Annotated in this window: 25 protein-coding genes and 2 pseudogenes; 7 read left to right on the top strand and 20 right to left on the bottom strand. The window is 72.5% G+C overall.

What is annotated here, in order from left to right; genetic code table 11:
- Window positions 1–107: 107 nt before the first annotated feature.
- The 4 genes and pseudogenes from ACFU95_RS37475 to ACFU95_RS37460 all read right to left on the bottom strand — a co-directional run bounded on the left by ACFU95_RS37475 (window position 108) and on the right by ACFU95_RS37460 (window position 2,466).
- Window positions 108–812: a PaaI family thioesterase gene (locus ACFU95_RS37475; RefSeq protein ID WP_383837718.1), complete on the bottom strand. Its 705-nt coding sequence runs from the start codon at window positions 810–812 to the stop codon at window positions 108–110.
- 32 nt (window positions 813–844) lie between these two features.
- Window positions 845–1,614 (bottom strand): annotated as a pseudogene (locus tag ACFU95_RS37470) (zinc-binding dehydrogenase); the annotation flags it as partial.
- Between the two features lie 165 nt (window positions 1,615–1,779).
- Window positions 1,780–2,018 (bottom strand): annotated as a pseudogene (locus ACFU95_RS37465) (alcohol dehydrogenase catalytic domain-containing protein); the annotation flags it as partial.
- Entirely contained in the window at window positions 2,011–2,466 is a 456-nt protein-coding gene (locus ACFU95_RS37460) for a 4-oxalocrotonate tautomerase family protein (protein WP_383837715.1), read from the bottom strand. The pseudogene ACFU95_RS37465 and the gene ACFU95_RS37460, both read right to left, overlap by 8 nt.
- Window positions 2,467–2,598: 132 nt before the next feature.
- Between ACFU95_RS37460 and ACFU95_RS37455 the strand changes: the two genes are divergently transcribed.
- Window positions 2,599–3,201, top strand: coding sequence for a TetR/AcrR family transcriptional regulator (locus tag ACFU95_RS37455; RefSeq protein ID WP_383837713.1), 603 nt, complete (start codon window positions 2,599–2,601; stop codon window positions 3,199–3,201).
- On the opposite strand, the gene ACFU95_RS37450 is transcribed toward ACFU95_RS37455, so the two are convergent.
- The 7 genes from ACFU95_RS37450 to ACFU95_RS37420 all read right to left on the bottom strand — a co-directional run bounded on the left by ACFU95_RS37450 (window position 3,191) and on the right by ACFU95_RS37420 (window position 12,351).
- On the bottom strand, window positions 3,191–3,622 hold the full coding sequence (locus tag ACFU95_RS37450) for an NAD(P)-dependent oxidoreductase (protein ID WP_383837710.1): 432 nt from the start codon (window positions 3,620–3,622) through the stop codon (window positions 3,191–3,193). The genes ACFU95_RS37455 and ACFU95_RS37450 overlap by 11 nt on opposite strands.
- The gene (locus ACFU95_RS37445) at window positions 3,619–3,816 is read right to left on the bottom strand and encodes an NAD(P)H-binding protein (RefSeq protein ID WP_383837707.1); all 198 of its coding nucleotides are present in this window, start codon (window positions 3,814–3,816) and stop codon (window positions 3,619–3,621) included. The genes ACFU95_RS37450 and ACFU95_RS37445 overlap by 4 nt, the downstream gene beginning before the upstream one ends.
- Window positions 3,817–3,937: 121 nt before the next feature.
- Entirely contained in the window at window positions 3,938–4,519 is a 582-nt protein-coding gene (locus ACFU95_RS37440; RefSeq protein WP_383837704.1) for a TetR/AcrR family transcriptional regulator, read from the bottom strand.
- 71 nt (window positions 4,520–4,590) lie between these two features.
- A complete protein-coding gene (locus ACFU95_RS37435; protein ID WP_383837701.1) occupies window positions 4,591–5,067 on the bottom strand; it encodes a 4-oxalocrotonate tautomerase family protein in 477 nt (158 codons plus the stop codon).
- A gap of 344 nt (window positions 5,068–5,411) precedes the next feature.
- The gene (locus tag ACFU95_RS37430; RefSeq protein WP_383837698.1) at window positions 5,412–6,251 is read right to left on the bottom strand and encodes an FHA domain-containing protein; all 840 of its coding nucleotides are present in this window, start codon (window positions 6,249–6,251) and stop codon (window positions 5,412–5,414) included.
- The gene (locus ACFU95_RS37425) at window positions 6,248–8,191 is read right to left on the bottom strand and encodes a protein kinase (RefSeq protein WP_383837695.1); all 1,944 of its coding nucleotides are present in this window, start codon (window positions 8,189–8,191) and stop codon (window positions 6,248–6,250) included. The genes ACFU95_RS37430 and ACFU95_RS37425 overlap by 4 nt, the downstream gene beginning before the upstream one ends.
- A gap of 77 nt (window positions 8,192–8,268) precedes the next feature.
- The gene (locus ACFU95_RS37420) at window positions 8,269–12,351 is read right to left on the bottom strand and encodes a hypothetical protein (protein WP_383837692.1); all 4,083 of its coding nucleotides are present in this window, start codon (window positions 12,349–12,351) and stop codon (window positions 8,269–8,271) included.
- Window positions 12,352–12,613: 262 nt separating this feature from the next.
- On the opposite strand from ACFU95_RS37420, the gene ACFU95_RS37415 reads away from it, so the two are divergent.
- Together ACFU95_RS37415 and ACFU95_RS37410 are read left to right on the top strand one after the other, a co-directional pair.
- Entirely contained in the window at window positions 12,614–12,769 is a 156-nt protein-coding gene (locus tag ACFU95_RS37415) for a hypothetical protein (RefSeq protein ID WP_383837689.1), read from the top strand.
- A 169-nt stretch (window positions 12,770–12,938) separates the two neighbouring features.
- A complete protein-coding gene (locus tag ACFU95_RS37410; protein ID WP_383837686.1) occupies window positions 12,939–13,109 on the top strand; it encodes a hypothetical protein in 171 nt (56 codons plus the stop codon).
- Window positions 13,110–13,132: 23 nt separating this feature from the next.
- On the opposite strand, the gene ACFU95_RS37405 is transcribed toward ACFU95_RS37410, so the two are convergent.
- The 6 genes from ACFU95_RS37405 to ACFU95_RS37380 form a co-directional block, all read right to left on the bottom strand.
- Window positions 13,133–14,398, bottom strand: coding sequence for an ArgE/DapE family deacylase (locus tag ACFU95_RS37405; RefSeq protein WP_383837758.1), 1,266 nt, complete (start codon window positions 14,396–14,398; stop codon window positions 13,133–13,135).
- Between the two features lie 96 nt (window positions 14,399–14,494).
- Window positions 14,495–15,943 (bottom strand): ATP-binding protein, encoded by a 1,449-nt coding sequence (locus tag ACFU95_RS37400; RefSeq protein ID WP_383837683.1) that lies wholly within the window; start codon window positions 15,941–15,943, stop codon window positions 14,495–14,497.
- Window positions 15,944–16,669 (bottom strand): response regulator transcription factor, encoded by a 726-nt coding sequence (locus ACFU95_RS37395; protein ID WP_383837680.1) that lies wholly within the window; start codon window positions 16,667–16,669, stop codon window positions 15,944–15,946.
- 141 nt (window positions 16,670–16,810) lie between these two features.
- Window positions 16,811–17,410, bottom strand: coding sequence for an FMN reductase (locus ACFU95_RS37390; RefSeq protein WP_383837677.1), 600 nt, complete (start codon window positions 17,408–17,410; stop codon window positions 16,811–16,813).
- On the bottom strand, window positions 17,407–18,492 hold the full coding sequence (locus ACFU95_RS37385; RefSeq protein ID WP_383837674.1) for an LLM class flavin-dependent oxidoreductase: 1,086 nt from the start codon (window positions 18,490–18,492) through the stop codon (window positions 17,407–17,409). Before ACFU95_RS37385 ends, ACFU95_RS37390 begins: the two co-directional genes overlap by 4 nt.
- Window positions 18,493–18,749: 257 nt before the next feature.
- Window positions 18,750–19,343, bottom strand: a complete 594-nt coding sequence (locus ACFU95_RS37380) for a TIGR03086 family metal-binding protein (RefSeq protein WP_383837671.1) — start codon at window positions 19,341–19,343, stop codon at window positions 18,750–18,752.
- A gap of 62 nt (window positions 19,344–19,405) precedes the next feature.
- Between ACFU95_RS37380 and ACFU95_RS37375 the strand changes: the two genes are divergently transcribed.
- Complete coding sequence (locus tag ACFU95_RS37375) at window positions 19,406–20,224, top strand: DUF6597 domain-containing transcriptional factor (RefSeq protein WP_383837668.1); 819 nt, start codon at window positions 19,406–19,408, stop codon at window positions 20,222–20,224.
- A 49-nt stretch (window positions 20,225–20,273) separates the two neighbouring features.
- Here the strand turns inward: ACFU95_RS37375 and ACFU95_RS37370 are convergent, their stop codons facing one another.
- The gene (locus ACFU95_RS37370; protein WP_383837665.1) at window positions 20,274–21,164 is read right to left on the bottom strand and encodes an NADP-dependent oxidoreductase; all 891 of its coding nucleotides are present in this window, start codon (window positions 21,162–21,164) and stop codon (window positions 20,274–20,276) included.
- A 125-nt stretch (window positions 21,165–21,289) separates the two neighbouring features.
- Between ACFU95_RS37370 and ACFU95_RS37365 the strand changes: the two genes are divergently transcribed.
- The gene (locus ACFU95_RS37365) at window positions 21,290–21,697 is read left to right on the top strand and encodes a winged helix-turn-helix transcriptional regulator (protein WP_383837662.1); all 408 of its coding nucleotides are present in this window, start codon (window positions 21,290–21,292) and stop codon (window positions 21,695–21,697) included.
- 22 nt (window positions 21,698–21,719) lie between these two features.
- Here ACFU95_RS37365 and ACFU95_RS37360 read toward each other — a convergent pair whose 3' ends face one another.
- A complete protein-coding gene (locus tag ACFU95_RS37360; protein WP_383837659.1) occupies window positions 21,720–22,205 on the bottom strand; it encodes a hypothetical protein in 486 nt (161 codons plus the stop codon).
- A gap of 148 nt (window positions 22,206–22,353) precedes the next feature.
- Here ACFU95_RS37360 and ACFU95_RS37355 point away from each other — a divergent pair, with 148 nt between their 5' ends.
- On the top strand, window positions 22,354–22,689 hold the full coding sequence (locus ACFU95_RS37355) for a YnfA family protein (protein WP_383837656.1): 336 nt from the start codon (window positions 22,354–22,356) through the stop codon (window positions 22,687–22,689).
- A gap of 19 nt (window positions 22,690–22,708) precedes the next feature.
- On the opposite strand, the gene ACFU95_RS37350 is transcribed toward ACFU95_RS37355, so the two are convergent.
- Complete coding sequence (locus tag ACFU95_RS37350; RefSeq protein ID WP_383837653.1) at window positions 22,709–23,137, bottom strand: ester cyclase; 429 nt, start codon at window positions 23,135–23,137, stop codon at window positions 22,709–22,711.
- Between the two features lie 162 nt (window positions 23,138–23,299).
- On the opposite strand from ACFU95_RS37350, the gene ACFU95_RS37345 reads away from it, so the two are divergent.
- Window positions 23,300–24,076 carry an SDR family NAD(P)-dependent oxidoreductase gene (locus ACFU95_RS37345; protein ID WP_383837650.1) on the top strand — a complete coding sequence of 259 codons (777 nt, stop codon included), beginning with the start codon at window positions 23,300–23,302 and terminating at the stop codon, window positions 24,074–24,076.
- Window positions 24,077–24,124 lie beyond the last annotated feature (48 nt).

Below are 24,124 nucleotides of genomic sequence, written 5' to 3'. Positions count from 1 at the left end.
GCCGGGGGCGGGGCCTGACCGCGGATGCCTTCGCCCCGGCAGGGCACGGCATCCGCGACCACTTCATGTCCGGCCACCTCACCGCGCTGGAACGCGGCCTCGTCTGATCACGCCCCTTCGGGCGCCTGCCCCGGGAACAGGTCCCGGACGCGGCGCGCGTCGGGGACGACGAAGACCCCGTCGGCCGTGACCAGGTGCGTGTCCGGGGCCGCCTCGGTGGTGATCGACCCGCTGACCCGGACCTTGCGGGAGTCCGTGCCGGTGACGCGGGCGAGGATCCGCAGCGGTGTCTCCAGCGGGACCGGGCGGTGGTAGCTCATCCGCAGCGAGACGGTCAGCCCGGCGAGTCCGGCTGCCGCGCAGGCGCGGCCCATGAGTTCGTCCAGGAGCATGGCGCTCATCCCGCCGTGGCCGTAGCCGGGTGGGCCTTCGTGGGCGATGCCCAGGGTGCAGTGGCCGACCAGGCCCTCGTCGGCCGGCGCCACCCGCAGGGGCGGGGCCAGCGGGCTGCCGAGACCGGTGACGGGGCTGTACATGCGTTCGCCCGCGGGGAATTCGTCCACCTCGGGGATCTCCGCGCGTGCGCGGCGGCGCCCCGTCAGCGTGCCGCTGAGGTGCCGGACGCCGTCCGCCACGCGGTGGAGGGTGTCCGGGGCGGCGGCGGTGCGGACGGTGGCCTCCACCAGGGCGCGCAGTTCGTGGCCGAGGCGGGTGATGGCCGCTTTCTGGTGTTCCAGGTCCCCGGGGGTCCCTGGGGTGGGTTCAGCGGTCGACGGACCGGTGAGAGAGGGGTCGGTGAGAGAGGGATTCATCGGGCTTCTCGGTGCGGTGGGACGGAGGGGAGTCAGGCGTCGGCCCGGACGAACACCGGCTTGAGGTGCTTCTCCGGCAGCGCGTTCGGCAGGTCCTCCCAGTCGATGACGTGGGAGACCACCTTCTCGGGGGCGACCTTGCCGGAGGCGGCGAGTTCGAGGGCGTCCGGGATGTGGGCGCGGACGTTGTCGCGGGCGACGCGCAGGGTGACGCCGTTGAGGTACATGTCGAGCAGGGGCAGCTCGCCGGGCCGGAAGTGGTTGCCCGCGCTCTCACACATGCCTTCCGGGGTCAGGCACTGACGGCGAGGGCGAGCTGGTCGACGCGGCCGGTGGCCTCCACGGCGATGTCGAAGCCCTGCGGGAGCGGCTCCAGGGAGGCGGCGGTGGCGGCCCCGAAGGCGTCGGCGAGGGCACGGTGTGCGGGCTCGGGGTCGACGTAGAGGACGTCGGAGGCGCCGAGCGCGCGGGCGATGTCGCACACGTACAGGCCGATGCTGCCGCGGGCGACCACGAGGACCCGGGCGCCGGGGCGGGCCTTGAGGTGGGGGGCGACCAGGCGCCAGGCCAGGGACCAGTTGTCGCTGGCCGAGGCCATGGCGACCGGGTCGAGGCCGGTGGGCAGGGGGACGAGCATGGCGTCGGCGTAGGGCACGCGGACCAGGTCGGAGAAGAGCCCGCCCCAGGTGCCGCCGATCGGTGCGCCGTACATCGCCATGTGGGGCACGGCGGTGCAGTGCGCGGTGAGTCCGGCGCGGCAGCGGTCGCAGGTGCCGCAGTTGATGGACCAGGGGACGACGACAGGGGGTGTCTTGAGGGTCCCGTGCGGTGCCCGCGGTGTCCGGTGCGTGCCCTCGGCGTGCCGGACGAAGGCCCTCGTAGCGGAGCTACTTGGGCCTTTGGCCGGTGCGGCGAGGGTGCGTGCCGGACACCGCGGGTGCTGTGCGAGACCCTCAAGACACCCCCTGGGTCGCCGGGGGCCACGGCCGTGACGGCGTCGCCCGTCTCCACGACCCGGGCGACGCACTCGTGGCCGAGGACGAAGGGCGGGTCGATGAAGCCGTGTCCCGCCAGGATCGCCGAGTCCACGTCGCAGGGCGTGGCGGCGACCGGCGCGACGATCGCCTCCCGGTCGGACCCGAGCGTCGGGTCGGGCGCCTCACGCCACTCGACGGTGCGCTTCGCCACGTAGGTCAGTTCACGCATCGGTCTTGTCCCCCTTGCCCTGGTCCCCCTTGCCCTGCTGGGCCAGGGCCACGAGGTCGGCGTAGCGGATGACGGAGCCGCCGGCGCCCCAGGTTCCGTCGGGCTGCTCGTGCACCAGCACCCACACCCGCAGGGCGTCGTCCGGAGCGAGACCGGCGGCGGCCAGGACGGTCTTCGTCGCCTCCTCGACCAGGCCCGCCTTGCGGCGCTCGGAGAGGGCGCCCCGCGGGACGGTGACCTCCACCAGGAAGCGCGGCGCGTCGTCCTCGGCGGTGGTCTGGGCGCCGTCCGGCAGTTCGACGAGGTAGCTCCAGGCCTGGGCGCGGAAGAACGCCGTGTCGGGCGCGCCCTCCCAGCGCAGCAGTACGGCGGCGAGGTCCCGCTGAACGCCGCGGCGGCCCTGTTCGGTCAGGGCGCCGGCGGGAGTCGTGAGCCGGATCATCGGCATGGGCACACCTCTTCCTTCGTGGTCCTTCTTCGCCGCATACGACGGCACAGGTATATGACAGTCGTTATAGACGGCAGTCACGCTAGACTATGACGGTCGTTATATCCAGTGGGGTCAGAAGGGACCGCGCACGTGAGCAAGCCCAGCCCGACGGCCCGGGAACGGATCGTGGCAGGTGCGGCCGACATGATCAGCCGGCGCGGCCTGAACGCGACGAGCATCCGCGACACGGCCAAGCACGCCCGGGCGCCGCTCGGCTCGACATACCACTACTTCCCCGACGGCAAGCAGCAGTTGGCCACCGAGGCCGTCCGCTACACGGGTGCGTGGGTCGCCCGCGGCCTGCGCAAGGAACTCGACGCCGGCGGGCCGGTGGCCGGGTTGCGCGCGTTCCTCGACCTGTGGCGCAAGATCGTCGTCGACACCGACTTCCGGGCGGGCTGCCCGGTTCTCGCCGTCTCCATCGAGGAGCCCCCGGCCGACGAGACACCGGCCGCCCTGCTGGCCGCCGCCGAGGTGTTCGAAGAGTGGGAGGGCCTGCTGGCCGGCTCACTGCGCGCGCACGGCGCCGATCCCGGGCAGGCCGCCCAGGTCGCGACACTCGTCGTCGCGGCCGTCGAGGGGACGGTGGCGATGTGCCGGGCGAAGCGCAGCATCGAGCCTCTCGACCGGACCGCCGAGCAGTTGCGGGCGCTGATCCTCACCACGATCAAGGACCCGGCCGTCAGCCGGTGATCACAGGGCTGCGGTGGATCCACTCGTCCCCGTGCGCCGCCCGGAGCATGAAGGCGGCGACGTCCGCCCGGCTGATCGACGGGGCGCCCTTCATCGGCAGCCGGTCGTCCGCGAGGAACGTGCCCTTGGCCGGGCCGTTGGTCAGCTTGGTCGGGAGGACGACGGTCCAGTCCAGCCCGCTGGAGCGGATGCCGTCGTCCGCGATCGCCTTGTCCGCGTAGAGCGAGCGCAGCAGCGTGGTGTAGATCAGCTTCCGCGTCGCGCTCGACCAGTCGAAAGTGTGGCCGACGCCGAAGGACGACAACCACACCAGGCGGGACACCCCCGTCTGCGCCGCCGCCACCAGCACGGCCGCCGAGGCGCGCGTGAAGAGGCCGTCGGCGCGCACCGAGTTGCCCCTACCGAGGGCGGAGACGATCACGTCGCGTCCGGCAGCGGCGGCGGAGACGTCGCCGCGCGCGGTGGCGTCCCCGGTGACCGCGTGACCCGGTCGGCCAGGTCGCCCAGGCCCGCCGGGTTGCGCACGAGGGCCGTGGCGGAGTCGCCGGAACGCAGGGCCAGGTCGACGAGATGGCGACCAGTGGGACCGGTGGCGCCGAGGACGAGCAGCTTCATGGCAGGGGACCTCTTCCGAAGCGCGGGCAGGAAAGCGGATAGTTGTCCGCTACGATCAGGAATCGCATCGGACAACTGTCCGCTTAACAGGATGGTGCCGCCGCCGTCGGCACCGACGCCCTCACTCCCGCCCAGGCGCCCCCGCGCGCAGCCCGTCCATGACGAGGTCCAGCAGCCGGGTCGCCCGGGGCCGCCAGTCCCCCTCGGGGTCGAGCTGCCAGATACCGGCGATGGCGAGGACGAAGTCGTCAGCCGTCACGCCGGGCCGGATGGTGCCCGCCTCGTGGTTGGCGTCGAGCAGGAGGTCGATCGCCGCGACCACCAGCGAGTATCCGGGCCGGTCCGGACCGCCGGTCGCGCTCGTGGCCCGCCGCAGGGCGTCGGCCAGCCCGGACTTGGCCAGGGCGAAGTGGGTGAGAGCGTCCATCCAGGCCCGCAGCGCCTGGTCGGGCTCCCGCGACCTGACCAACTCGGCCGCGCTGTCGGTGAGTTGCCGCACCTCGCGCCAGTGAACCTCCAGGACGAGCGCCTCACGGCTCGGGAAGTTGCGGTAGAACGTGCCCTGCCCGACCCCCGCCTTCTTGGCGATCACGCTCAGCGGGGCGTCCGGCGAGCGCGACAGCTCCGCCAGCGCGACCTCCAGGATGCGCTCACGATTGCGCTGCGCGTCCGAGCGCTGCGGCGTACCGCTCCTCGACCCCACCGGCCCTCCCGCCGCACGCCCCCGATAGCGGACTACTGTCCGCCTGGGCCGGCTTAACGACGGGCGCCCCCTCACCCGCCCAGCGCGGCGCGCACCGCCTCGGCCCGCTCCTCGGTGAACACACCGCTGTCGAGCAGGGACAGGACGGACAGCGCACCGCCGGAGGAACCCCAGCTGCCCTCGTCGATCACACGGAAGTTGACCCACCACGCGGGCGACGGCTTCTCTACCCCGCAGGCCGCCACCAGCGCGGCCAGCACCCTCTCGATGACCTGGGCCCGGACGTCCGGCTGCCAGGCGGCGTCCATGACCGCCAGGTCGATCACCATCACGTCGAGTTCCTGCCCGGCGTCCGCCAGCAGCCGGCCGCCGATGGCCATCATGTCGCGCTCACGCTCGACGAAGTGCACCTGGATCCCGACCCGCGCGGCCGGCGCGAACCGGCCCACCTCGGGCACCAGCACGGCGTCCGTGAGCGTCTCGGCCAGCTCACGGCGCTGTTCGAGGCTCAGGCGTCCCGCGGGCGTGTTCACGGTGATGATCGTCATGGCAGTCCCTTATGACAGTCGTTATAGACAGCACCCACAAGCTACACCGCTCTATAACGACTGTCATACCGGATCCGTGGACTCACCTCGTTCCCGCCGACGTGCGCGGCGGTCGCACCGGGGGCCAGGCCGATGGCGGCGGTGCCGGTCACGGTGTGCTGTTCCGTACGGTGATGTCGTCGCCGGTGATCTCGATGCCGGGCGCATGCGGCGCGTCCACGGTGCAGCCCTCGACGATCACGTGGTGGGCATCGTGGTGGTCGTCGTCATGGCGGGGGAGCGTTGCGACGCGCCCGGGGAAGAGCCCCCGGGGGCCGGTGGCCGATGGGCTGGCGGCCGGGGCGTCACGCCCCGTCGATCAGGGCCAGGTCCATCGGCACGAGCGTCGTCGAGGCCAGCAGGGCGCGGATCAGATGGTCGTTGAGCGCGTTGCCGACCGGCTCGCCCACCTCCTCACGGGTCAGTCCGGGCACCCCGTCGCGGGACAACCGCAGGCGTACGGCGTTGACGAGGTGCTCGACGCGCTTGTCCGTCCAGCCCTCCCCCGGCCGCACCTCGGCGAGCTGCGCGGCCGTCTGCCGCCAGGTCAGGGGCTGCGGGCGCGGTTCGTGCAGCAGGTAGCGCCGGCCGAGGGCGACCAGGACGAGCCGCTCCTGTTCGGTGAACGTCCACACCCGGGGCGGCCGGGTGACGTCCGCGTGCCGTGGTGTCCGGTGCCCGCCCTCGGCATCGGTGACGAAGACCTCCAGCAGATGCTCGCGGCCCCGCGAACCGCCGGCGAACAGCGGGGTGTAGCCGGTGTCGAGAGGCAGCGGTTCCTCGCCCCGGAACAGCAGCCGGCCGGCCGCGCAACGGATCGGCAGCCGCCCGGTGTTGCTCACCCACCAGCGCCCCTCGCGGTGGGTGAGGGTGCCGTGGTGGCGGCTGACCTGGGGGTCGTCCTCGCCCAGACAGACGTGTACCTCGGGCCGGTTGCGCCCGAACAGCACCTCGCGGCCCTCCCCCGGGCCCAGGGTCATGCCGCCGCCGAGCGCGAGGACGAAGAGCGTGCCGGGGACGGGGGCGGCGGCGCCCCGGGCGAGGCTGCCGTGGGTGGGCGGCAGGGCGCGGGAGCCGGGGACGGTCCGTACCCGTCCCTCCTCGACGGGTCGGTGGGGTCGATGGGGTCGGTGGCCTGCGATCATGTCCCCTCCGGCAGCTGCTCGGCGATGTTCTTCAGCGCGGTGGCCGACAGCTCCTCGGCCAGGGCACAAGTCTTCCCGGTCGGCTGCCGCCCCCGCACGGTCAGCCGGAACAGCTCGGTCGTCCGGTCTCCGACGGCGTTGGTGTACGTACGGTGCGGTGCGTGGACCACGCAGCTGCGGTCGCCCTCCTCCTCCGGTGAGACGTAGCTCGTCGTCCCGGCGAGGGACGTCGGCCGCCCGTTGTCCTCCAGCCGGTTGTCCCGGGTGAACGTCAGCTGGACGAAGGCGCTGTCGCCGTCCGCGCTCGACCAGTCGCAGGCCCAGTCGGCGAATCCGTGGTCCGACGGCCGGGTCCGCAGGTCCGGCACCCGCTCCAGCGCGGTGGTGTCGAGCAGTGCGCAGGCGTCGAGCCGGGCGAGGGAGGTGGCGGGCCAGGACGGTGAGCGCCGGGGCACCGGGCCCCGGTCCAGCACCGTGACCGCGTGGTCGGTGGCGGCGTCGGCCAGGGCACAGGGGTCGGGCGCACCGGCGTCCCTCCGCGACCCGATGACCAGGATCCCCCGGTGGTCGGCGGTCGCGATGTACCGCTCGCAGTCGTCGCCGTCGCGCGTCATGCTCGCGACCTCGACGTTGCCGGCCCGCCGCACGGCCACGCTGCCGTCGAACTCCCTGGCCTCACTGGAGAAGTTGACCTCGACGCCGGCCAGCTCGTCCCCGTCGTCGTCCAGGACCAGCACGTCACAGCGGTCCAACTCGCCGTAGTCCGGATCGAGTTCGGTGTCGCCGAAGCGGCTCAGGGAGGTGGCGTCGAGCAGCTTGCAGGGATCTGCCGTGCGGGCGTCGCCGATGGCGCCCGCCCGCACGGTGACCGTGGCGGAGGGCGTCGCGCCGGGCGCCCGGCCCTGGTCGTCGTGGCCGCTGCCCGACGTGAGGAGGAGGATCCCGGCCGTGACCGCGGCCGCCGTCGCCAGCGCCCCCGCCCCGATCGCCAGGGGGCGGCGCCGACGGCGTACGGCACGCGGCAGGCGCAGCGTGAAAGAGACGAGGGGCAGGGTGTGGGTGTGGGTGTCCTGGTCGCGCAGTCTGCCCTGGACGTCCGGGGGCGGCGGGGCGGCCCGCGTCAGCAGCCGGTGCGCCTCGGCGGCGTCGGGGCGGCGCCGGGCGTCCAGCTCCAGCAACGCGGTCAGCAGGGCGGTGAGCCGACCGGCCCGCTCGGCGGGTTCGAGGTGCCCCTCGATGGCCCGGGCGACGTAGGCCATCGGGTGGTCGACCTCGCCGTACGGCGAGTGGCCCTCGACCGACGCGTACAGGCTGGCGCCGAGGGAGAACACGTCGGCCTTCTCGTCGGCGGGCCGCCCCTTGGCCAACTCGGGTGCGAGGTACTTGGGCTTGCCCCGCACCAGGCCCGTCGTCGTGTGCGTCTGGGTGACGTCGCTCCATAGGGCGCGGGCGATGCCGAAGTCGGTCAGCCGGGCGATGCCGTCCTCGGTGACCAGGATGTTCTCCGGCGTGACGTCGCCGTGCACGACGCCCGACGCGTGGGACTTCGCCAGCGCGGCCGCGATCTGGCAGCCGACGGACCCGGCGTCCTCGGGCGGGAGCGTGCCGCCGCTGTCGTCGACGAGCTGGGCGAGGCTGCGGGAGGGGACGTACTCCATGACGATCCAGCAGACGGCCTCACCGCCGGTCCTCCCGTCCGGCTCCTCCACGAAGTCGAAGACCGGCACGATGTTCGGATGGTGCAGCCGCGCCGCGTACTGCGCCTCCTTCTTGAGCCTCCTGGCGGCCTGCTCGTCGTCCGGACGCGCGCACTTGACCGCGACGGTCCGCTTCAGCGTCCCGTCCCACGCCAGCCACACGACCCCCATCCCGCCTCTGCCGATGGGTTCCCTGAGAAGGTAGCGACCGGCGACCTCATGCCCGGCCTGTAGCGTCAACACGGTCACGGAGTGTACGGAGCGGTGGCCCAACAGTGACCGCTTTCACGGGACTTCATACGGACGGACACAGGACCCTTTCACGGGCCCGACGGCTCCTCCGGCGCCATGACCAGACCGGGGACGTGCGGCAGAGCGGCGCGGACGGCTTCGGCCACGCGGGGCAGTTCCACGCCGAGGCGGGTGAGGCGCGACAGAAGGTCGCCCAGGGGGAGGCCGGCGAAGCGGACGATGCTGAGGAAGTCGAGGATCGGGTGGCCCAGCGTCAGGGGGAGGCGCGTGCTGACCCCGCCCTGCGCGTACTCCTCGACGCACAGGCGCCGGTCGGTCGCGTCCAGGCTGCCCAGCTCATGCTCGGGGATGCTCAGGCCGAAAGCGTCCAGCCGGGCAACGGCCTCGTCCTGCTCCATCATCAGCTGGTGCGGCACCGAGACGAGATGGTGGACCGGCACCGGCTTGCCCCATTCGAGCCAGGGCGCGGCGTGACCGAGCCCGGAGCTCAGGAGTTCCGTGTCGTCCCTGCCCGCCTTGGTCGGCAGCACTGTGGCGGGCACGGTGCGCAGGCCGTAACGGACGAGGCGATCCGCTGCGGTTTGCGGCGATATACGCAGTTTCTCCGCAGCCCGGATCACTGCGGGCACGGGCACGGGCTGGTCCCGACACAGCTTCGCCTCTTCCGGCAGGTCGTACCAGATCCGGCGGAGCAACTCGCCGTCATCCGGGGCGGCATGTTCGGGAAGGTCCACATCCGGTGGCAGCACACCGTAGGCGCGGAGCCGCGACGCCACCGCCGCCGGCGACAGTCCGGCCATCCGGGCGACGTCCAGCAGGGAGTGCAGGCCGACCTCCTCGTCGACCTCGTGCCAGTCGGTCTCGCCGTAGGCACTCAGGATCGCGGGATCCGCCGTGTGGACCCGCTCTGGCAGGGGTCCGGTGGCGAAGCCCAGTTCCCCGATGCGCCGGGCGACACCGAGCAGGGGGACGTCCGACACGAGCGACGCGCGAGCGACGAGGCCCGGCGGTACCGCCTCCCCGACTCCGAGGTAAGCGAGCTCGTTCTCGCCCCAGCCCCACTCCGTCGCCTGTCGCAGCAGTTCCTGGACGGACGACGCGTCCAGGGAGCCGAGGGCCGGACGGTACCCGTATGCCCGGAGCCACGCGACAACCTCAGGGAAGGCACGGCCCAGTTTCACGACCCCGCGCAGTATGTGTCCTGCCGTCACGGGCTCGTCGAGGTCCAGCCACGGAGCGGCGGCGTCCATGTCCCGGCTGAGGAGACTCACCACCCAGTCCTCGGGAGTCTCGTTCGGCATGTCCTGTTCGGGCGGTGGGGTGAAGCCGAAGGCCCTCATCCGCTCAACGGCCTCGTCGACCCCGATGTTCAGCGCCAGGCCCGCCTTGAGGAGATGCCCCGGCGGAATGGTCTCTCCGACGTCGCACCAGTCACCGCCCCCCAGTCGCTCGTCGAGCAGCGCCACTCCGGTCGCGTCGACCCTGACGGCGCCGCCGGGCCGCCCCGGGTGGGGAAGACCAAGCTGTTCCATGCGGGAGACAGCCGCCTCGTACGACATCCCACAGGACTCCGCCACGGCAAGGGCATGTCCGGGACGCACCATCAGGGCGGCGCGGTCTTCCGGGTCGGGCCAGCGCCGGCTGTTCCATACCCCCGAGCCAGTGGTGCGCAGCAGGAAATCCGACGGCCGGGCGGCGAGAACCGCCGTCACTCGCGAGAGTTCGGGCACGATTTCGGTCAGTGTCGACAGCTCCGCGTTCGGCCGGTGGGCGAGCAGTCGCCACAGCAGCGTGACGTCGTCCGGGCTGCCGTAGACCTCGCCTCCCGGCATGCCTGTCGATCCCACGCCAGGCTTCCGGGTACCCGAGTCCGCCTTGTGGACGAGGTGAGTGTCCACCGGGAAGAACCCGACCGTGGCGACGGATGCGGGGTGGCCGTGCAGTTCCAGTTGGACCCCGGCCTCTCCGGCCGCCTCGGTCACGATGTCCGCGAGCCGGGGACTGTGACCTGCGACTTCGGCCAGCCAACCGCCGCTCAGCAACGGGGGATCGGCGGAGAGCAGAGTGGGCAGGGCATCCCTGACGAGCCCCTCCACCGTTCGGCACACGTCGTCGTCCAGAATCTCGGTCCGGTCCACGGACAGATCGCGGGGGCGGGTCCTGCCGGTCAGGTTGACCACGACACCACGCGGGCGGCGTTCGCCCGCCGGATCGGTCAGCACCCCACGCCGCACCCTGGGCTCGGTGTAGATGCCGTCGACCAGGACACCGCCGCCCTCCTCACACCAGATCACCTGCCCGTCGGACCCGTAGCCCTCCTCCGGCCAGGCGACCGTGTGCCCGTGGGCCACGTGGCCGTCTACTCGGCCCGCGGGAGCCCTCCGGGGGCGCAGTTCTCCGCGGTTCCAGATCTCCTTCTGGCTGCCGTGCCTGGCGACGGTGCGGAACTCCGCGATGCCCAGGAGCCGGCGCAACTCCCGTACGCAGGAGGGCGCCTTGGCCTCGTCCCGGAGGTAGAGGCGCACCCGGGTGCCGACCCGGCCCGTGGGGCGGTCGGTCTTGCGGACCCTGAAGTAGTGGCCGGGTCCGGTGATCAGGACGGTCAGCTCCTCCAGTCGTCCGTTGTCGCCGCCGTCCATGGGGCAGGTCGTGACCCGGATCTCGTCCGCGATCATGAAGTAGCTGAGCACGCCGATACCGAACCTGCTGTTCGGGTGGACGGTGATGCCCTGCCTCTCCCAGTCCTGCTGCTCCTCCTGGAAGCGGGCGAGGTCCGTGAAGCGCACTCCGGCCCGGGAGAAGACGTCCGCCAGCACGGTCTCGTCCATGCCGATGCCGTTGTCCTCACACTCCAGGTAGTGGCGGCCCTCCGCCTCGTCGAAGTCCTGGACGAAGGTGATCTCGCCCTTGAAGGTGTCGTGTCCGTCGCGTGCGTGCTGGCGCGCCCTGCGGTAGCGGCAGGCGTCCAGGGCGTTCTGGTAGAGCTCGCGGATGGCGAGGCTGCGGTCGCGATAGAGGTTCTCGCCCATGAGCAGTTCCTGGATGCGTTCCTCGTCGAGACGGAAACGGATCACCTCGCCCGGCTTCCCCGGCCCGACCCCGTCGTCCGCCTCATGTGCCTCGTGCACCTCGTCGGCGTGGGCGTACACGGGCAGCGCGCCGACTCCTCCCTCCCCCACCAGCCTGGCCCGGCGCGCACCGCGCAGCAGGGTGTCCACGAGCTGGGCGTGCTCGGACAGCGCGGCCACGGCAGCCGGGTGATCACAGGTCGCGTCGAGCCCGAGAACGTCCCGGTGGACGGTCCAGGACGCCTCCCGCACGGTGGTGAAGAGGCGGCCGAGGTCCAGCGGGTCCGGAATGCCGACGTGGCGGACGGCCGCCGAGGGGAGTTCCGTGACCTCTGTCGCCAGGGCGTGGGCGATCGCGAACAGCGGTCCCACCAGCCATTCGCGCACCTTCTGCCAGTCCCGGCCGCCGAAGTCGAGCTGGAAGGGCTCGCCCCGCAACGTCGCCGTGCGGCCCTCCTCGTACAGCTTGCGCGGCGCCATGTGCGCGCAGGACAGCAACCGTGGCAGCAGTCTGGGATCAAGGACGGTGGCGATGTCCTTCCCGTCCTCGCCGTCGGCGGCGGCCAGCAGGGCACGAGTGTCCCCGGGCTGCCGTTTGGCCCACTGGTGGAACAGCCACCACCCGATCTCCCGGCGTCCGTCCAGACGGTCCCGCAACGTGTCACCGCGCATGGCCTGGCGGACGAGCCGCTTGTGGGCTCGCAGGAACATCCCGTACGCCAGGCGTTCGGGGCTGTCCTTGGCCGGGCTTTCCAGGTTCGTCGGGTCCACGTGTGCCAGTCCGGCCGCCGTGATCGTGCCGTGCGTCTGGTGCAGGAAGGGCAGCAGCGCGAGCAGGGCCGCCTCCGCGGGGGCAAGGACTCCCTGCTGGTGCTGGCGAAGGTGGTGCAGCAGAAAGTTGGTCCTGCGGGTGATGCGCCCGGCCAGGTCCGGGTCGTGCCACGGATCGTCGGTGAGGACGGCGCGTGAGCGTTCGTAGAGCTCGGCCAGCCGACGCACGGTGCCCCCGCACTGCTCCTTCAGGGCTTGGGCGCGTTCCGCACAGCCCCGCTCGACGAAGTCCCACGCCTGGGCATGGGTCACGTCGTCCAGCCACGCCTGCCCTCTCGCGGACGCCCCGACCGGTGCGACTGGGGGGCCGGGAGGCTCAGCCGAGCGCTTGTTGCGCGCTCGACGTGCCTCGGCGGCGAGGGCCTCCCACTGGTGCGCTGTGAGGGGCGACGGCCGGGCTCCGCGCCGACGACGCGCGATGCTCACCAGAGCGTTCAGAAAGGTGTGCAGGTCCTCGCGCTCCCGAGGGATTCTTCCCGCGCGCCAATCCCTGATCGAGGGCATCGAAGGGAGCTTGCCCGGCGCCCGCTCCTTCGCGATCTCCGCACGTAACTCGGCCGCGGTGGGGCTCCCGGCCGACTCGATCAGACTCGCCAGCGCCCTGTCGTACCGGAGTGGTCCCACCGTCACCGCCGCCCCCGCCTTCCGCACCGCACAGCGGCCCGAGTGAGCCGAGCTACGCGACTCGTACGACTCGTACGACTCGTGGCATCGCACACTACCGCTTTGACCTGCGATATCACCCGGAATCAAGCAAACCGGCCAGGACGCCGGCCCGTGCGGCCCGGGCACTGTCCTCCCTGTCGCCCCTGACCTTGTGTGCTCCGGAAGGAACCTGGATGGACCCCGTGCTCGTCGCCGCCGCCTGCGGCGTGCTGATGCTGCTGATCGTGGCCTGTGCGGCCGTTCTCGTCGTCCGGTCCGCCCTCGGCGGAGCCGAGTCGAAGGACCGCGCGCGGATCCTGGTGGCCGTCGCGGAGGTGCTCCGGGCGCTGCGCGGGAAGCGCTGACCGGGTACGTGGCCCACGGTGGCTCACCTCACCCCGACCGCCCGCACCACCGTCACCGCCAACGTCCGCGCCACCTGCACCACTTCGGCGAGCGCCACCTGCTCCCGCTCGCTGTGCGCCACCCTGATGTCCCCCGGCCCGAACTGCAGGGTCGCGATGCCCTCCCCGGCGTACAGCCGCAGATCGCTCCCGTACGGCGCCCCGCACTCCCGCAGCCCCGGCGCTCCCCCGGCGTCGGCGTGGGCGCCGCGGATCAGCTCCGGCAGCGGATGCCCTTCCGGCAGCCGCCCGCTGGCGAACCGTCCGCCCGGCCAGGTCACCGTCGCCGGATGCGCCCGCAGCCAGGGGTCGCCGTCACACGCCTCGGCGACGCACCGCTCGAAGGCGGCCCGCGCCTCGGCCGGGTTCTCGCCGAGCCGCACCCCCAGCCGCCCTTCCGCGACCAGCAGATCGGGCACGCTGCTCGCCCAGTCCCCGGCACGGGCCGTCCCCACCGACAGGGCGTACGGGATCGGGTGCTCGGCCATCAGGGGATGCACGTCCCGGTTGCGCTCGGCCTCCAGGCGGCCCAGCGCCCGGTGCAGCGGCACATACGCGTCGATCGCGCTCACGCCCTGGTCCCGCGAGCTGCCGTGCGCCGCCTTGCCGGGCACGGTGATCCGGAAGGTCAGCGCGCCGGCGTTGGCGGTGACGAGGGCGCCGCCCGTCGGCTCGGTGATGACGCAGACGTCTCCCCCGTGGCCGCGCCGCAGCGTGCCGAACGCGCCGAGGCCGCCGTCCTCCTCCCCCACGACGAAGTGCACGCCGACGCGTCCGCGCAGCCGCACCCCGGCGGCCCGTATCGCGGTGAGGGCGGCGAGGTGGGCCACCAGCCCGGCCTTCATGTCGCAGGCGCCCCGGCCGTGCACGACGTCCCCGGTCACCCTGGGCACGAACGGATCGCCGGCCCACGCGCCCGGATCCCCGGGCGGTACGACGTCGACATGGCCCTGGAGGACGAAGGCGGGTCCGTCGCCGCCGTCCTGCGTCACCCCGACCAGCCCCCAGGCCTCCTCGCGCTCGGCCTCCGTGCCCGGGAAGCCCGGGTCGGCGCGCAGGGCGTCCAGGTCCATGGACCACAGGTCGACGTCCAGGCCGAGCCGCTCCAGCCGTCCCGCCAGCAGATGCTGAAGCTCCGACTCGGCCGCGCTCCCGGTGACACTCGGCACCGAGATCAGCTCCAGCAACGTACGCCCGATCCCGGCCTCGTCGATCTCCGCCAGGACGGCACCCTCCACGTCACTCAGCACGATGACGTTCCTCCCCTCGACCGAGCCGCCGCGCGGCGGCAGGACAGTCACCCATACTCCGGGAGAACCAAGGCGAAGCCGCCCGGCCGAGGCCCGTCAACGGGCTCCTTCCGCCGGATCCGTTCCGGCAGAGCCCCCCACCGTGAACCCGATCGCCGTCCCGCCCCCGTCCCGCCGGAAGGCGAAGGGCGCTCCCCCGTGCGACAGCGCCACCTCCCGGACGATCGACAGACCCAGCCCCGACCCGGGCAGGGACCGCGCGTCGGCGGCACGGTAGAAGCGGTCGAAGACCCGGAACAGGTCGTCCTCGGCGATGCCCGGCCCCCGGTCCAGGACCTCGACGCGCACGGTCCCGGGACGGGCGGGCCCGGCGATGTTGATCTCGATCGGCGCGCTGCCGTCGCGGTCGAACTTCGCGGCGTTCTCGACGAGGTTGGTCAGCGCGCGCTGGAGCATCCCGGGCCGTCCCTCCGTAGTCGTGTCGCCGCTCGCGCGGACCACGATCCGACGTCCCGTACGCCGCCGGGTGAGCCCCGCGACCTCCTCGGCGATGTCGGCGAGGTCCACCCGCTGGGCCGGCTCGGTGTCGGACTGCCCGGCCGCCAGGTCGACCAACTCGTTGACCAGATCGGTCAGTTCGCGTGCCTCCTGCCCCAGGTCGGCCACCAGCTCGTCGCGGGTGGCGGGCGGCAGTTCGTCGATGCGGCGCAGCAGGGAGATGTTCGTACGCAGCGAGGTGAGCGGCGTCCGCAGTTCGTGGCCCGCGTCCTGCACCAGCCGCCGCTGGTCCTCCTCCGACTGGGCCAGCCGACCCAGCATCCGGTCGAAGGCGCGGCCCAGGCGGCCCACCTCGTCGTATCCGGTGACCGGCACCTGGGTGCCGAGCCGGCGGGTGCGGGCGACGTCCTCGGCGGCGGAGGTGAGGGCGACGAGCCGGCGCGTGATGCGCCGGGCCAGCCACCAGCCGAAGAGCCCGGCGAGCGTGACCACCGCCGCCATCAGCAGCAGCGTCCGCTGCTGCAGGGCCCGCAGCAGGTCCTCGGTGTCGCTGAACTCCTGGGCCACCTGCACCGCACCCCGCCCGCCGCCGAGCGCGACGGTCGCGATGCGGTAGACGTCGCTGTCGACGCCGACGTCCTTGTGCTGGACCATCCGCCCGGCCGTCCCGTCCGCCGCGATCCGCCGGTCGGCGGACGTGACCGGCAGCCCCGGGCGGCCCGGGTCGACGACGGCGCCGTCCGGGCCCAGCACCTGCACATCGGTACGGGCGGGCCGTACGAGATCGTGCCCCGGCGCGGAGGAGGAGAAGTCCTGCGGGGTCATCGGCCGCTGCCGCACCTCGCCCCGCAGGTCCTGCACGACCTCGTCGAACACCGATTCCTGGTCCACCCGCACCAGCCGGGCGGCGGCGGTGTACGACAGCAGCCCGACCAGGACCGTGACCACGGCGGTCACGGTCGCGAAGGACACTGCGAAGGTGGTGCCGAGCCCCGATCTGCGGCGCCCGGTGAGCAGTCTCCCGAGCCGGCGCCGGGCCGCGCCCACTCAGTCCTCCCGCAGCACGTAACCCACCCCGCGCACCGTGTGGATCAGCTGCGGGGCGCCCGGCTCGTCGAGCTTGCGGCGCAGGTAGCCGACGTAGACGGCGAGGTTCTTGGAGCCCGGCCCGAAGTCGTAGCCCCAGATGCGGTCGTAGATGGTGGAGTGGTCGAGGACGATGCCGGCGTTGCGGACCAGCAGCTCCAGCAGCTCGAACTCGGTCCGCGTCAGCTCCAGCTCCCGCGCGCCCCGCCACACCCGGCGTGCCTGCGGGTCCATCCGCAGCCCGGCCGCCTCGATCAGCCGGCCGGGCACCTCGGCGGGGGCCTGCTTCGGCACCTCGACGGGGGCGGCGCCGTTCGCCTCGCTGGTGCGGCGCAGCAGGGCGCGCAGCCGGGCGAAGACCTCCTCCACGTCGAAGGGCTTCACCACGTAGTCGTCGGCGCCCGCGTCCAGGCCGGCGATACGGTCCTGGGTCTCCACGAGCGCCGTCAGCATCAGGATCGGGGTGCGGTCGCCCTCGGCGCGCAGCACCCGGCAGACCTGGAGCCCGTCTATGCCGGGCATCATCACGTCGAGCACGAGCACGTCCGGTGGCGTGCGGTGGGCCTGCGCCAGCGCCTCGACACCGTCGGCGACCGCGGTGACCCGGTAGCCCTCCAGGGTCAGCGCGCGCTCCAGGGCGTGGCGGATGGCGCGGTCGTCTTCGGCGAGGAGAACAGTCTGGGACACGGGTTCAGTCTGCCAAGGCCTCCGGCGGTTCGGCCGTGTGAGGCAGCTTACGATCACCCTTCTTACTGGGCTCACACCCTCACACGGCCGCCTCCGAGGGCTCCGCCCACAGACCCCCTTTCGGCCTGAACGGCCTCGTCCTCAAGCGCCGGACGGACTGGAAAGGGCCGCCAGCTGCTCGGCGAAGGGCACCACCACGAGCTCGTCCGCGGCGGCCGTCCTGACTCCCGACAGACCCTGCATCAACCCCGCCAGCTCCCCCGCCGCCCGCTCGATCCGCCCGTCCAGCCCCTCCGCGCCCCAGTCCTCCGAGGCGGCGTACACGCCGGTCGGCACGACCACGGCCCTCAGGTGGGCGAAGAGCGGACGCAGGGCGTGCTCCAGGACCAGCGAGTGCCGGGCCGTGCCGCCGGTCGCGGCGATCAGCACGGGCATGCCCGCCAGCGCGTCCTTGTCGATCACGTCGAAGAAGGACTTGAACAGCCCGCTGTACGAGGCGGCGAAGACCGGCGTGACGACGATCAGCCCGTCCACCGAGGTCACCGCGTCGATCGCGGCGGCGAGCTTCCGCCCCGGGAACCCGTTCGTGAAGTTGTGCGCGATCTCGACGGCAAGGTCACGCAACTCAACGGCCGCCACCTCCACCGCGGCCCCCCGGCCTACGGCGGCCGCCAGCCGGTCACCCAGCAGCCGGGTGGAGGACGGCACGCTCAGCCCCGCGGACACCACGACGAGCTTCATACGGTGGTCACCTCCTGAGCGGCCTGGAGAGAAGCGTGGGTCGGCGCATCCGGCACCCCGGCGGGGCGCCCCGCCGCGAACTCCTCGCGCAGCACCGGCACGACCTCCTCGCCGAGCAGGTCGAGCTGCTCCAGCACGGTCTTGAGCGGCAGCCCGGCGTGGTCCATCAGGAACAGCTGGCGCTGGTAGTCACCGGCGTAGTCGCGGAAGGCGAGCGTCTTCTCGATGACCTGTTGCGGGGAGCCGACGGTCAGCGGGGTCTGGTCGGTGAAGTCCTCCAGCGACGGGCCGTGCCCGTACACCGGCGCGTTGTCGAAGTAGGGCCGGAACTCGCGGATCGCGTCCTGGGAGTTCCTCCGCATGAAGACCTGCCCGCCGAGGCCGACGATCGCCTGTTCGGGCGTGCCGTGCCCGTAGTGGGCGTAGCGGGTCCGGTACAGCTCGACCATCTGCTTGGTGTGGTCGGCAGGCCAGAAGATGTTGTTGTGGAAGAAGCCGTCGCCGTAGAACGCGGCCTGCTCGGCGATCTCCGGCGAGCGGATCGAACCGTGCCAGACGAACGGTGCCACGCCGTCCAGCGGGCGCGGCGTGGACGTGAAGCTCTGCAGGGGCGTACGGAACTTGCCCTCCCAGTTCACGACGTCCTCGCGCCACAACCGGTGCAGCAGGGCGTAGTTCTCGATGGCGAGGTTGATGCCCTGCCGGATGTCCTGGCCGAACCAGGGGTAGACCGGGCCGGTGTTGCCGCGGCCCATCATCAGGTCGACCCGGCCGTCGGCCAGGTGCTGGAGCATCGCGAAGTCCTCGGCGATCTTCACCGGGTCGTTGGTGGTGATGAGGGTGGTGGAGGTGGAGAGCACCAGCCTCTCGGTCCGCGCCGCGATGTAGCCGAGCATCGTCGTCGGCGACGACGGCACGAACGGCGGGTTGTGGTGCTCGCCGGTCGCGAAGACGTCGAGTCCGACCTCCTCCGCCTTCAGCGCGATGGCGACCATGGCCTTGATGCGGTCGCGTTCGGTCGGCGTACGGCCCGTCGTGGGGTCCGGCGTGACGTCGCCGACGCTGAAGATCCCGAACTGCATGGTCGCTCACCCTCCAGGTTGTTGACGGTTCAACTATACCCGGAGAACGGGGACCGGTCGGGGACTATTCCCGACGGGTCGGCGGCGGTCGCGGCGCGGATCGGATCTCCGCAGGTCTGCGACGCGACCATCCCGAGTTCGGGAGCGCCGCGGGTCCACGACCATCCCGAGTTCGGGTCCCCGCAGGCCCGCGGACTGCCCCGTAGCGATCCCACAAGGCCCACGACCACCCCCGTACCGACCCCTGCCCGTCCCCACTACCCCCAGTGCGGATCCCTGCCCGTCCGCGCCAGCAGTCGCTCGAAGGGCGACGCGTCCTCGGCCGCCGGCACCGGCTCCCCGAACACGCCCATCTTCCTGGCCGTCGGCGCCAGCTCGTCCACCGCGCCGGACAGCTCCGCCACGACCGCCTCGTCGACACCCGGGTACTCCTGGCCCGTCGCCCGCGCCAGGTCCCACACATGCACGGTCAGATCGAGCAGCGCCATCGAGCCCACCAGCCGAGCGGGCATGTTCATCCCGCCGGTCGTCCCCTCCTCGGCACCGGGCGCCGACCAGGCCGACACCAGCCGGTCCGCCTCGTCCATGAGCCGCTCCCGCCACCGCGGACTCCCGCCGACCTGGTCGGGCGGCGTCTCGCCGAAGTCCGACGTCTCCTTCGCGGCCAGCCGCTGGAACTGCACGACGACCTGGAAGACATGATTGACCAGGTCTTTCACGTCGTACTCGGCACAGGGCGTGGGAGCGCGGAGGGCGGCGTCCGAAATGCCCCGGACCACCGGGACCGCCCGCTCGCGCGCCATGCCCAGCAGCTCACCGATGCCGTACGTCCGCACAGGGTTCGTGTCCATGCCTCGACCGTAGGGACACCCGCCGCTGCCCCTCTTGAAGAAACGCGACGTACGATCCGGCCATGGAGGCACCCCGCCACGACACCCGCGGGATCGTCGACCCGGCCGCGCTGCTGAACCGCGTGCGGTTCCGCCGCCACGAGCCCGCCGAGCCGCTGCGCCGGTACGTCGAGTGGTACTGGCTCATCGACTGGGACCTGCCCGCCCCCTACGCCTCCCACGTCGTCCCGCACCCCTGCGTCAACCTCACCTTCCAGTGGGACGAGGCCGAAGGTCCGCCGCACGCCGAGATCACCGGCGTCGCCCTCGGCCTGTACACCCGGAAGCTGACCGGACGGGGCCGGGTCTGCGGGGCGAAGTTCCGCCCCGGCGGCTTCCGGCCGTACGCGCCCGAGGCCCCGGCGTCCCGGTGGACGGGCCGCGCGCTGCCCGCCGAGGAGGTGTTCCCGCAGGCCACGGGCGAAGCGGCCCGCACCATCGTCACCCCGGCCGACGACAGCGCCCGCGTGGCCGCCCTCGACGCCTTCCTCCTCGCCCTGCCCTGCGCCCCGGACCCGCAGGCCGACCTCGCCGTGGACCTCGTCCACCGCGTCCGCACCGACCGCACGGTGCGCCGCGTAGGCGACTTCGCCGAGGCCGCCGGCTTGTCGGTGCGGGCGCTGCAACGGCTCTTCTCGGCGTATGTCGGGGTGAGCCCGAAGTGGGTGATCCTCCGCTACCGCATCCACGAGGCCCTGGAACGCGCCGGCACCGACACCGACTGGGCCACCCTCGCCGCCGAGCTCGGCTATGCCGACCAGGCCCATCTGGTACGGGACTTCACGGCGACGGTGGGGGTGCCGCCGACGGCGTACGCGGCGGAGGCCGCGGCCGGGAGTTAGGGCGCGAACACGCCTCGCCGCCAATGCCGTCGACGCGGGCACGCCCTCGTCACGGCACCAGTACCAGCCGCCCGCGCACCCCGCCCTCGTCGAGCCGGGCATGCGCCTTGGCGGCCTCGTCCAGGGCGAACGTCTCGGCCACCCGGGTCGTCAGTACGCCCGCGTCCACCAGCCGCACCAGCTCCGCCAGCCGTGCCCCGTCGGGGTTCACCTCGACCGCACCGGTCCACACCCCCCGGACGGAGGCGGGCTGGGCCTGCGGAATGACACCGGCGTACCGGCCCCCGTCCCGCACCCACGCCAGCGCCGGCTCCCCGAGGACCGCGGCGTCCAGCACGGCGTCGAAGCCCGCCACGTCAACGGCACCGGCGGCGAACCGGGCCGCCCCCAGGGACCGTACGAACTCCTCGTCCCCCTCCCGCGCCAGTCCGGTCACCGAGATCCCCCGGCGCGCCGCGAGCTGGACGGCGTACGCCCCGACCGCACCCGCCGCGCCCGTCACCAGCAGCGACTGCCCCGGCGTCAACTCCAGCAGATCCAGGGCCTGTTCGGCGGTCAGCGCGTTCAGCGGCAGCGTCGCCGCGTGGACGGCGTCCACCGTGGCCGGTGCCTTGGCGACGGCGTCCGTGGGGACGACCACGTAGTCGGCGTGCGTGCCGAGCGGCTTGACCATGCCGTAGTCCAGGGCGACGACCTCGTCCCCGACCCGCCACGAAGTGGCCACCCCCACCGCGTCCACCGTCCCGGCCACGTCCCAGCCGAGCCCGATCCGCTTCCCCGCGCCCCCGAAGACACCGGCCCGCACGCCCGCGTCCACGGGGTTCAGCGCGGCCGCCGCGACCTTGATCCGTATCTCCCGCGCCCCCGGCTCCGGCACCTCGGCCTGCACGACCTCCACGTTCTCCGGCCCGCCGAACGCGTTCACCACAACAGCACGCATGACGTCTCTCCTCGGATTGTCAGCACCTGGGATGGTCTCCCGATCACTGCAAACAACCCTAGGAAGAGTTACTATCCCCTGGTAAGTAGTTACCTGAGAGTGCGTACGTACCCCGGAGGTGAGCCATGGCCACCACGACCGCCGCCCAGCGGCGCGAACAGGCCCGTATCGAGTACGACGCGTTCCTCAAGAGCTGCCCCACCAACCAGCTCCTGGACCGCATCAGCGACAAGTGGGTCAGCCTCGTCGTCTCCGCCCTCGCCCCCGGCCCCCTGCGCTACAGCGACCTCGGCCGCAAGATCGCCGGCGTCAGCCCCAAGATGCTGACCCAGACCGTGCGCTCACTGGAACGCGACGGCCTGCTCACCCGCACCGTCACCCCGTCCGTCCCGGTCCGCGTCGACTACGAGCTGACCCCCCTCGGCCGCAACCTGGCCCTGCTGCTGACGGCGGTGAAGGACTGGGCGGAGACCCACTTCGACGAGGTCCGAGAGGCCCGCGAACGCTACGACACCGAGACCCCCGACAACTGAGCGCACCCGGCGGACGCGGGCGTCAGAAGTGGTACGAGTCCCCCGTGTCCAGCACCAGCACCCGCTGCTGACCGCTCCCCAGCGTGCCGTCCACCGCCCCACCGGTCCACACGGTGGCGAACTCCAGCAGCACCTCCGAGGGCGCGCTCCGCAGCCGAACCCGCAGACCGAACGGCTCCCCGACCCCGCCCGCGTCCAGCACGCCGACCCGGCACGACACGAGCCGCTCGCCCGCCCGCGCACACCCCTGCGGCAGCTCCTGCCGGTCCGCCAGCGGCTCCGACCAGCGCAGCCGCACCGTCGCCGCCGCGTCCGGCACGGCGCCCGGCCCCTGATGGCGCGGCGTGAACCGCAGGTCGACCCGGCTGCCGGACAAGACCGCCGAACCGTGATAGGTGAGACCGGCCTCGGGGGCGCGAGCGCCCACCGCCCCGGCGACCGGAGCCACCCCACCGGCCACCGCCGCCACGGCCGCCCCGCACACCGCAGCAACCCGCATCCGCCGCATAACGCCCACTCCTCACTCCAGCGTGGTCGTACGGATGTATCCCACGCGGAGCGGCGGGCAGGCGCCGTCCAACAGGTGACACGGAGGTTCGGACAGTCGTGCACAGGGGCCGCGAAGGCGCCGCCGAGGGCGTGCCAAGCTGGCCGCCATGCTCATCCTCCGCTCCGCCGCCCTCTTCGTCGTCGCCGCGCTCTTCGAGATCGGCGGCGCCTGGCTGATCTGGCAGGGCGTACGCGAACACCGCGGCTGGCTGTGGATCGGCGCCGGCGTCATGGCCCTCGGCGCCTACGGCTTCGTCGCAACACTCCAGCCCGACGCCGACTTCGGCCGGATCCTCGCCGCCTACGGTGGTGTCTTCGTCGCCGGCTCACTGGCCTGGGGCATGGTCGCGGACGGCTACCGCCCGGACCGCTGGGATGTCACGGGCGCACTGATCTGCCTCGCGGGCATGGCCGTGATCATGTATGCGCCGCGCGGAAACTGAGCGGAGTGCGGGGCACGCCTCAGGTCGGCGGCAGCAGACCCAGCTGGTCCAGGAACTCCATCTCGTCGAAGTAGAGCCGGTAGTCGACGATGTGCCCGCTGTCGTCGACGGTGGCGAAGTCCACCCCGCGGATCTTGATCTCCTTCTGCGTCGGGGCCAGCGTCTCCCCCGTGGGCAACTGGATCGGCCCCGTGTTCCGGCCGCTGAAGATGCCCTCGTCGATGGCCGTGTTGCCGACCTCGTACGAGTGCACCGACTCGTACGAACCGTCGGGAACCGCCTGCGTCATCTGACGCCAGTACGTGGCGATGTCGTCCCGGCCGTGGAGCTCCCCGCCGTCGGGGGTCACGGCGACCGCGTCCGTCGCGTAGAGCTCGGCGATGGCCTTGGGGTCCGCCGTGGTGATCGCCGCCGTGAGCCGGTCCATGACCTCACGCGCCTGTCCCATGATCCACCTCCCATGGTGGAGGACCACCCCTGCCATTCTCCCACCGCCACCCCGGATCGGCCGCCCGCCTATCCTGGCCGGACAGTCGCAGGACTCCACGGACTGCCCGGCCCGCCCGGACCCGTCCGCACTCTCTGGAACCGACCCGCACGAGGAGCAGCCATGCCCACCGCCGCACCGTCCGCCGCCTCCCGCATCGCCGTCATCACCGGTGCGAGCAGCGGAATCGGCGCCGCCACGGCACGTCAGCTCGCCGCGGCCGGCTACCGGGTCGTCCTGACCGCGCGCCGCAAGGACCGCATCGAGGCACTGGCCGAGGAGATCAACGCGGCCGGCCACTCGGCGGCCGCCTACCAGCTGGACGTGACGGACCGCGCCGCGGTCGACGAGTTCGCCACGGCCTTCAGGACGATCGGCGTCCTCGTCAACAACGCGGGCGGCGCGCTGGGCGCCGACCCCGTGGCCACCGGCGACCCGGCCGACTGGCGCACGATGTACGAGACCAACGTCATCGGCACCCTGAACCTCACCCAGGCGCTGCTCCCCAAGCTGGAGGCGAGCGGCGACGGCACGGTGGTCGTGGTCTCCTCCACCGCCGGCCACGGCACCTACGAGGGCGGCGCCGGCTACGTCGCCGCCAAGCACGGCACCCACGTCCTCGCCGAGACCCTCCGCCTGGAGATCGTCGGCCGGCCCGTCCGCGTCATCGAGATCGCGCCCGGCATGGTCAAGACGGACGAGTTCGCCCTGACCCGCTTCGCCGGCGACAGCGACAAGGCGGAGAAGGTCTACCAGGGCGTCCCCGAGCCCCTCACGGCCGACGACGTGGCCGACACCATCACCTGGACGGTCACCCGCCCCAGCCACGTCAACATCGACCTCCTGGTCGTCCGCCCGCGCGCCCAGGCGTCCAACACGAAGGTCCACAGGGAGCTGTAGTGGCGGACGGCGCCAAGGACGGGAAGAAGGACACGGGCCCGCACGACG

It is taken from the genome of Streptomyces sp. NPDC057623, assembly GCF_042800355.1.
Lineage (GTDB): Bacteria > Actinomycetota > Actinomycetes > Streptomycetales > Streptomycetaceae > Streptomyces.
Note: the sequence above shows the minus strand (reverse complement) of the source record. Positions and strands in the feature narration are given on the sequence as shown.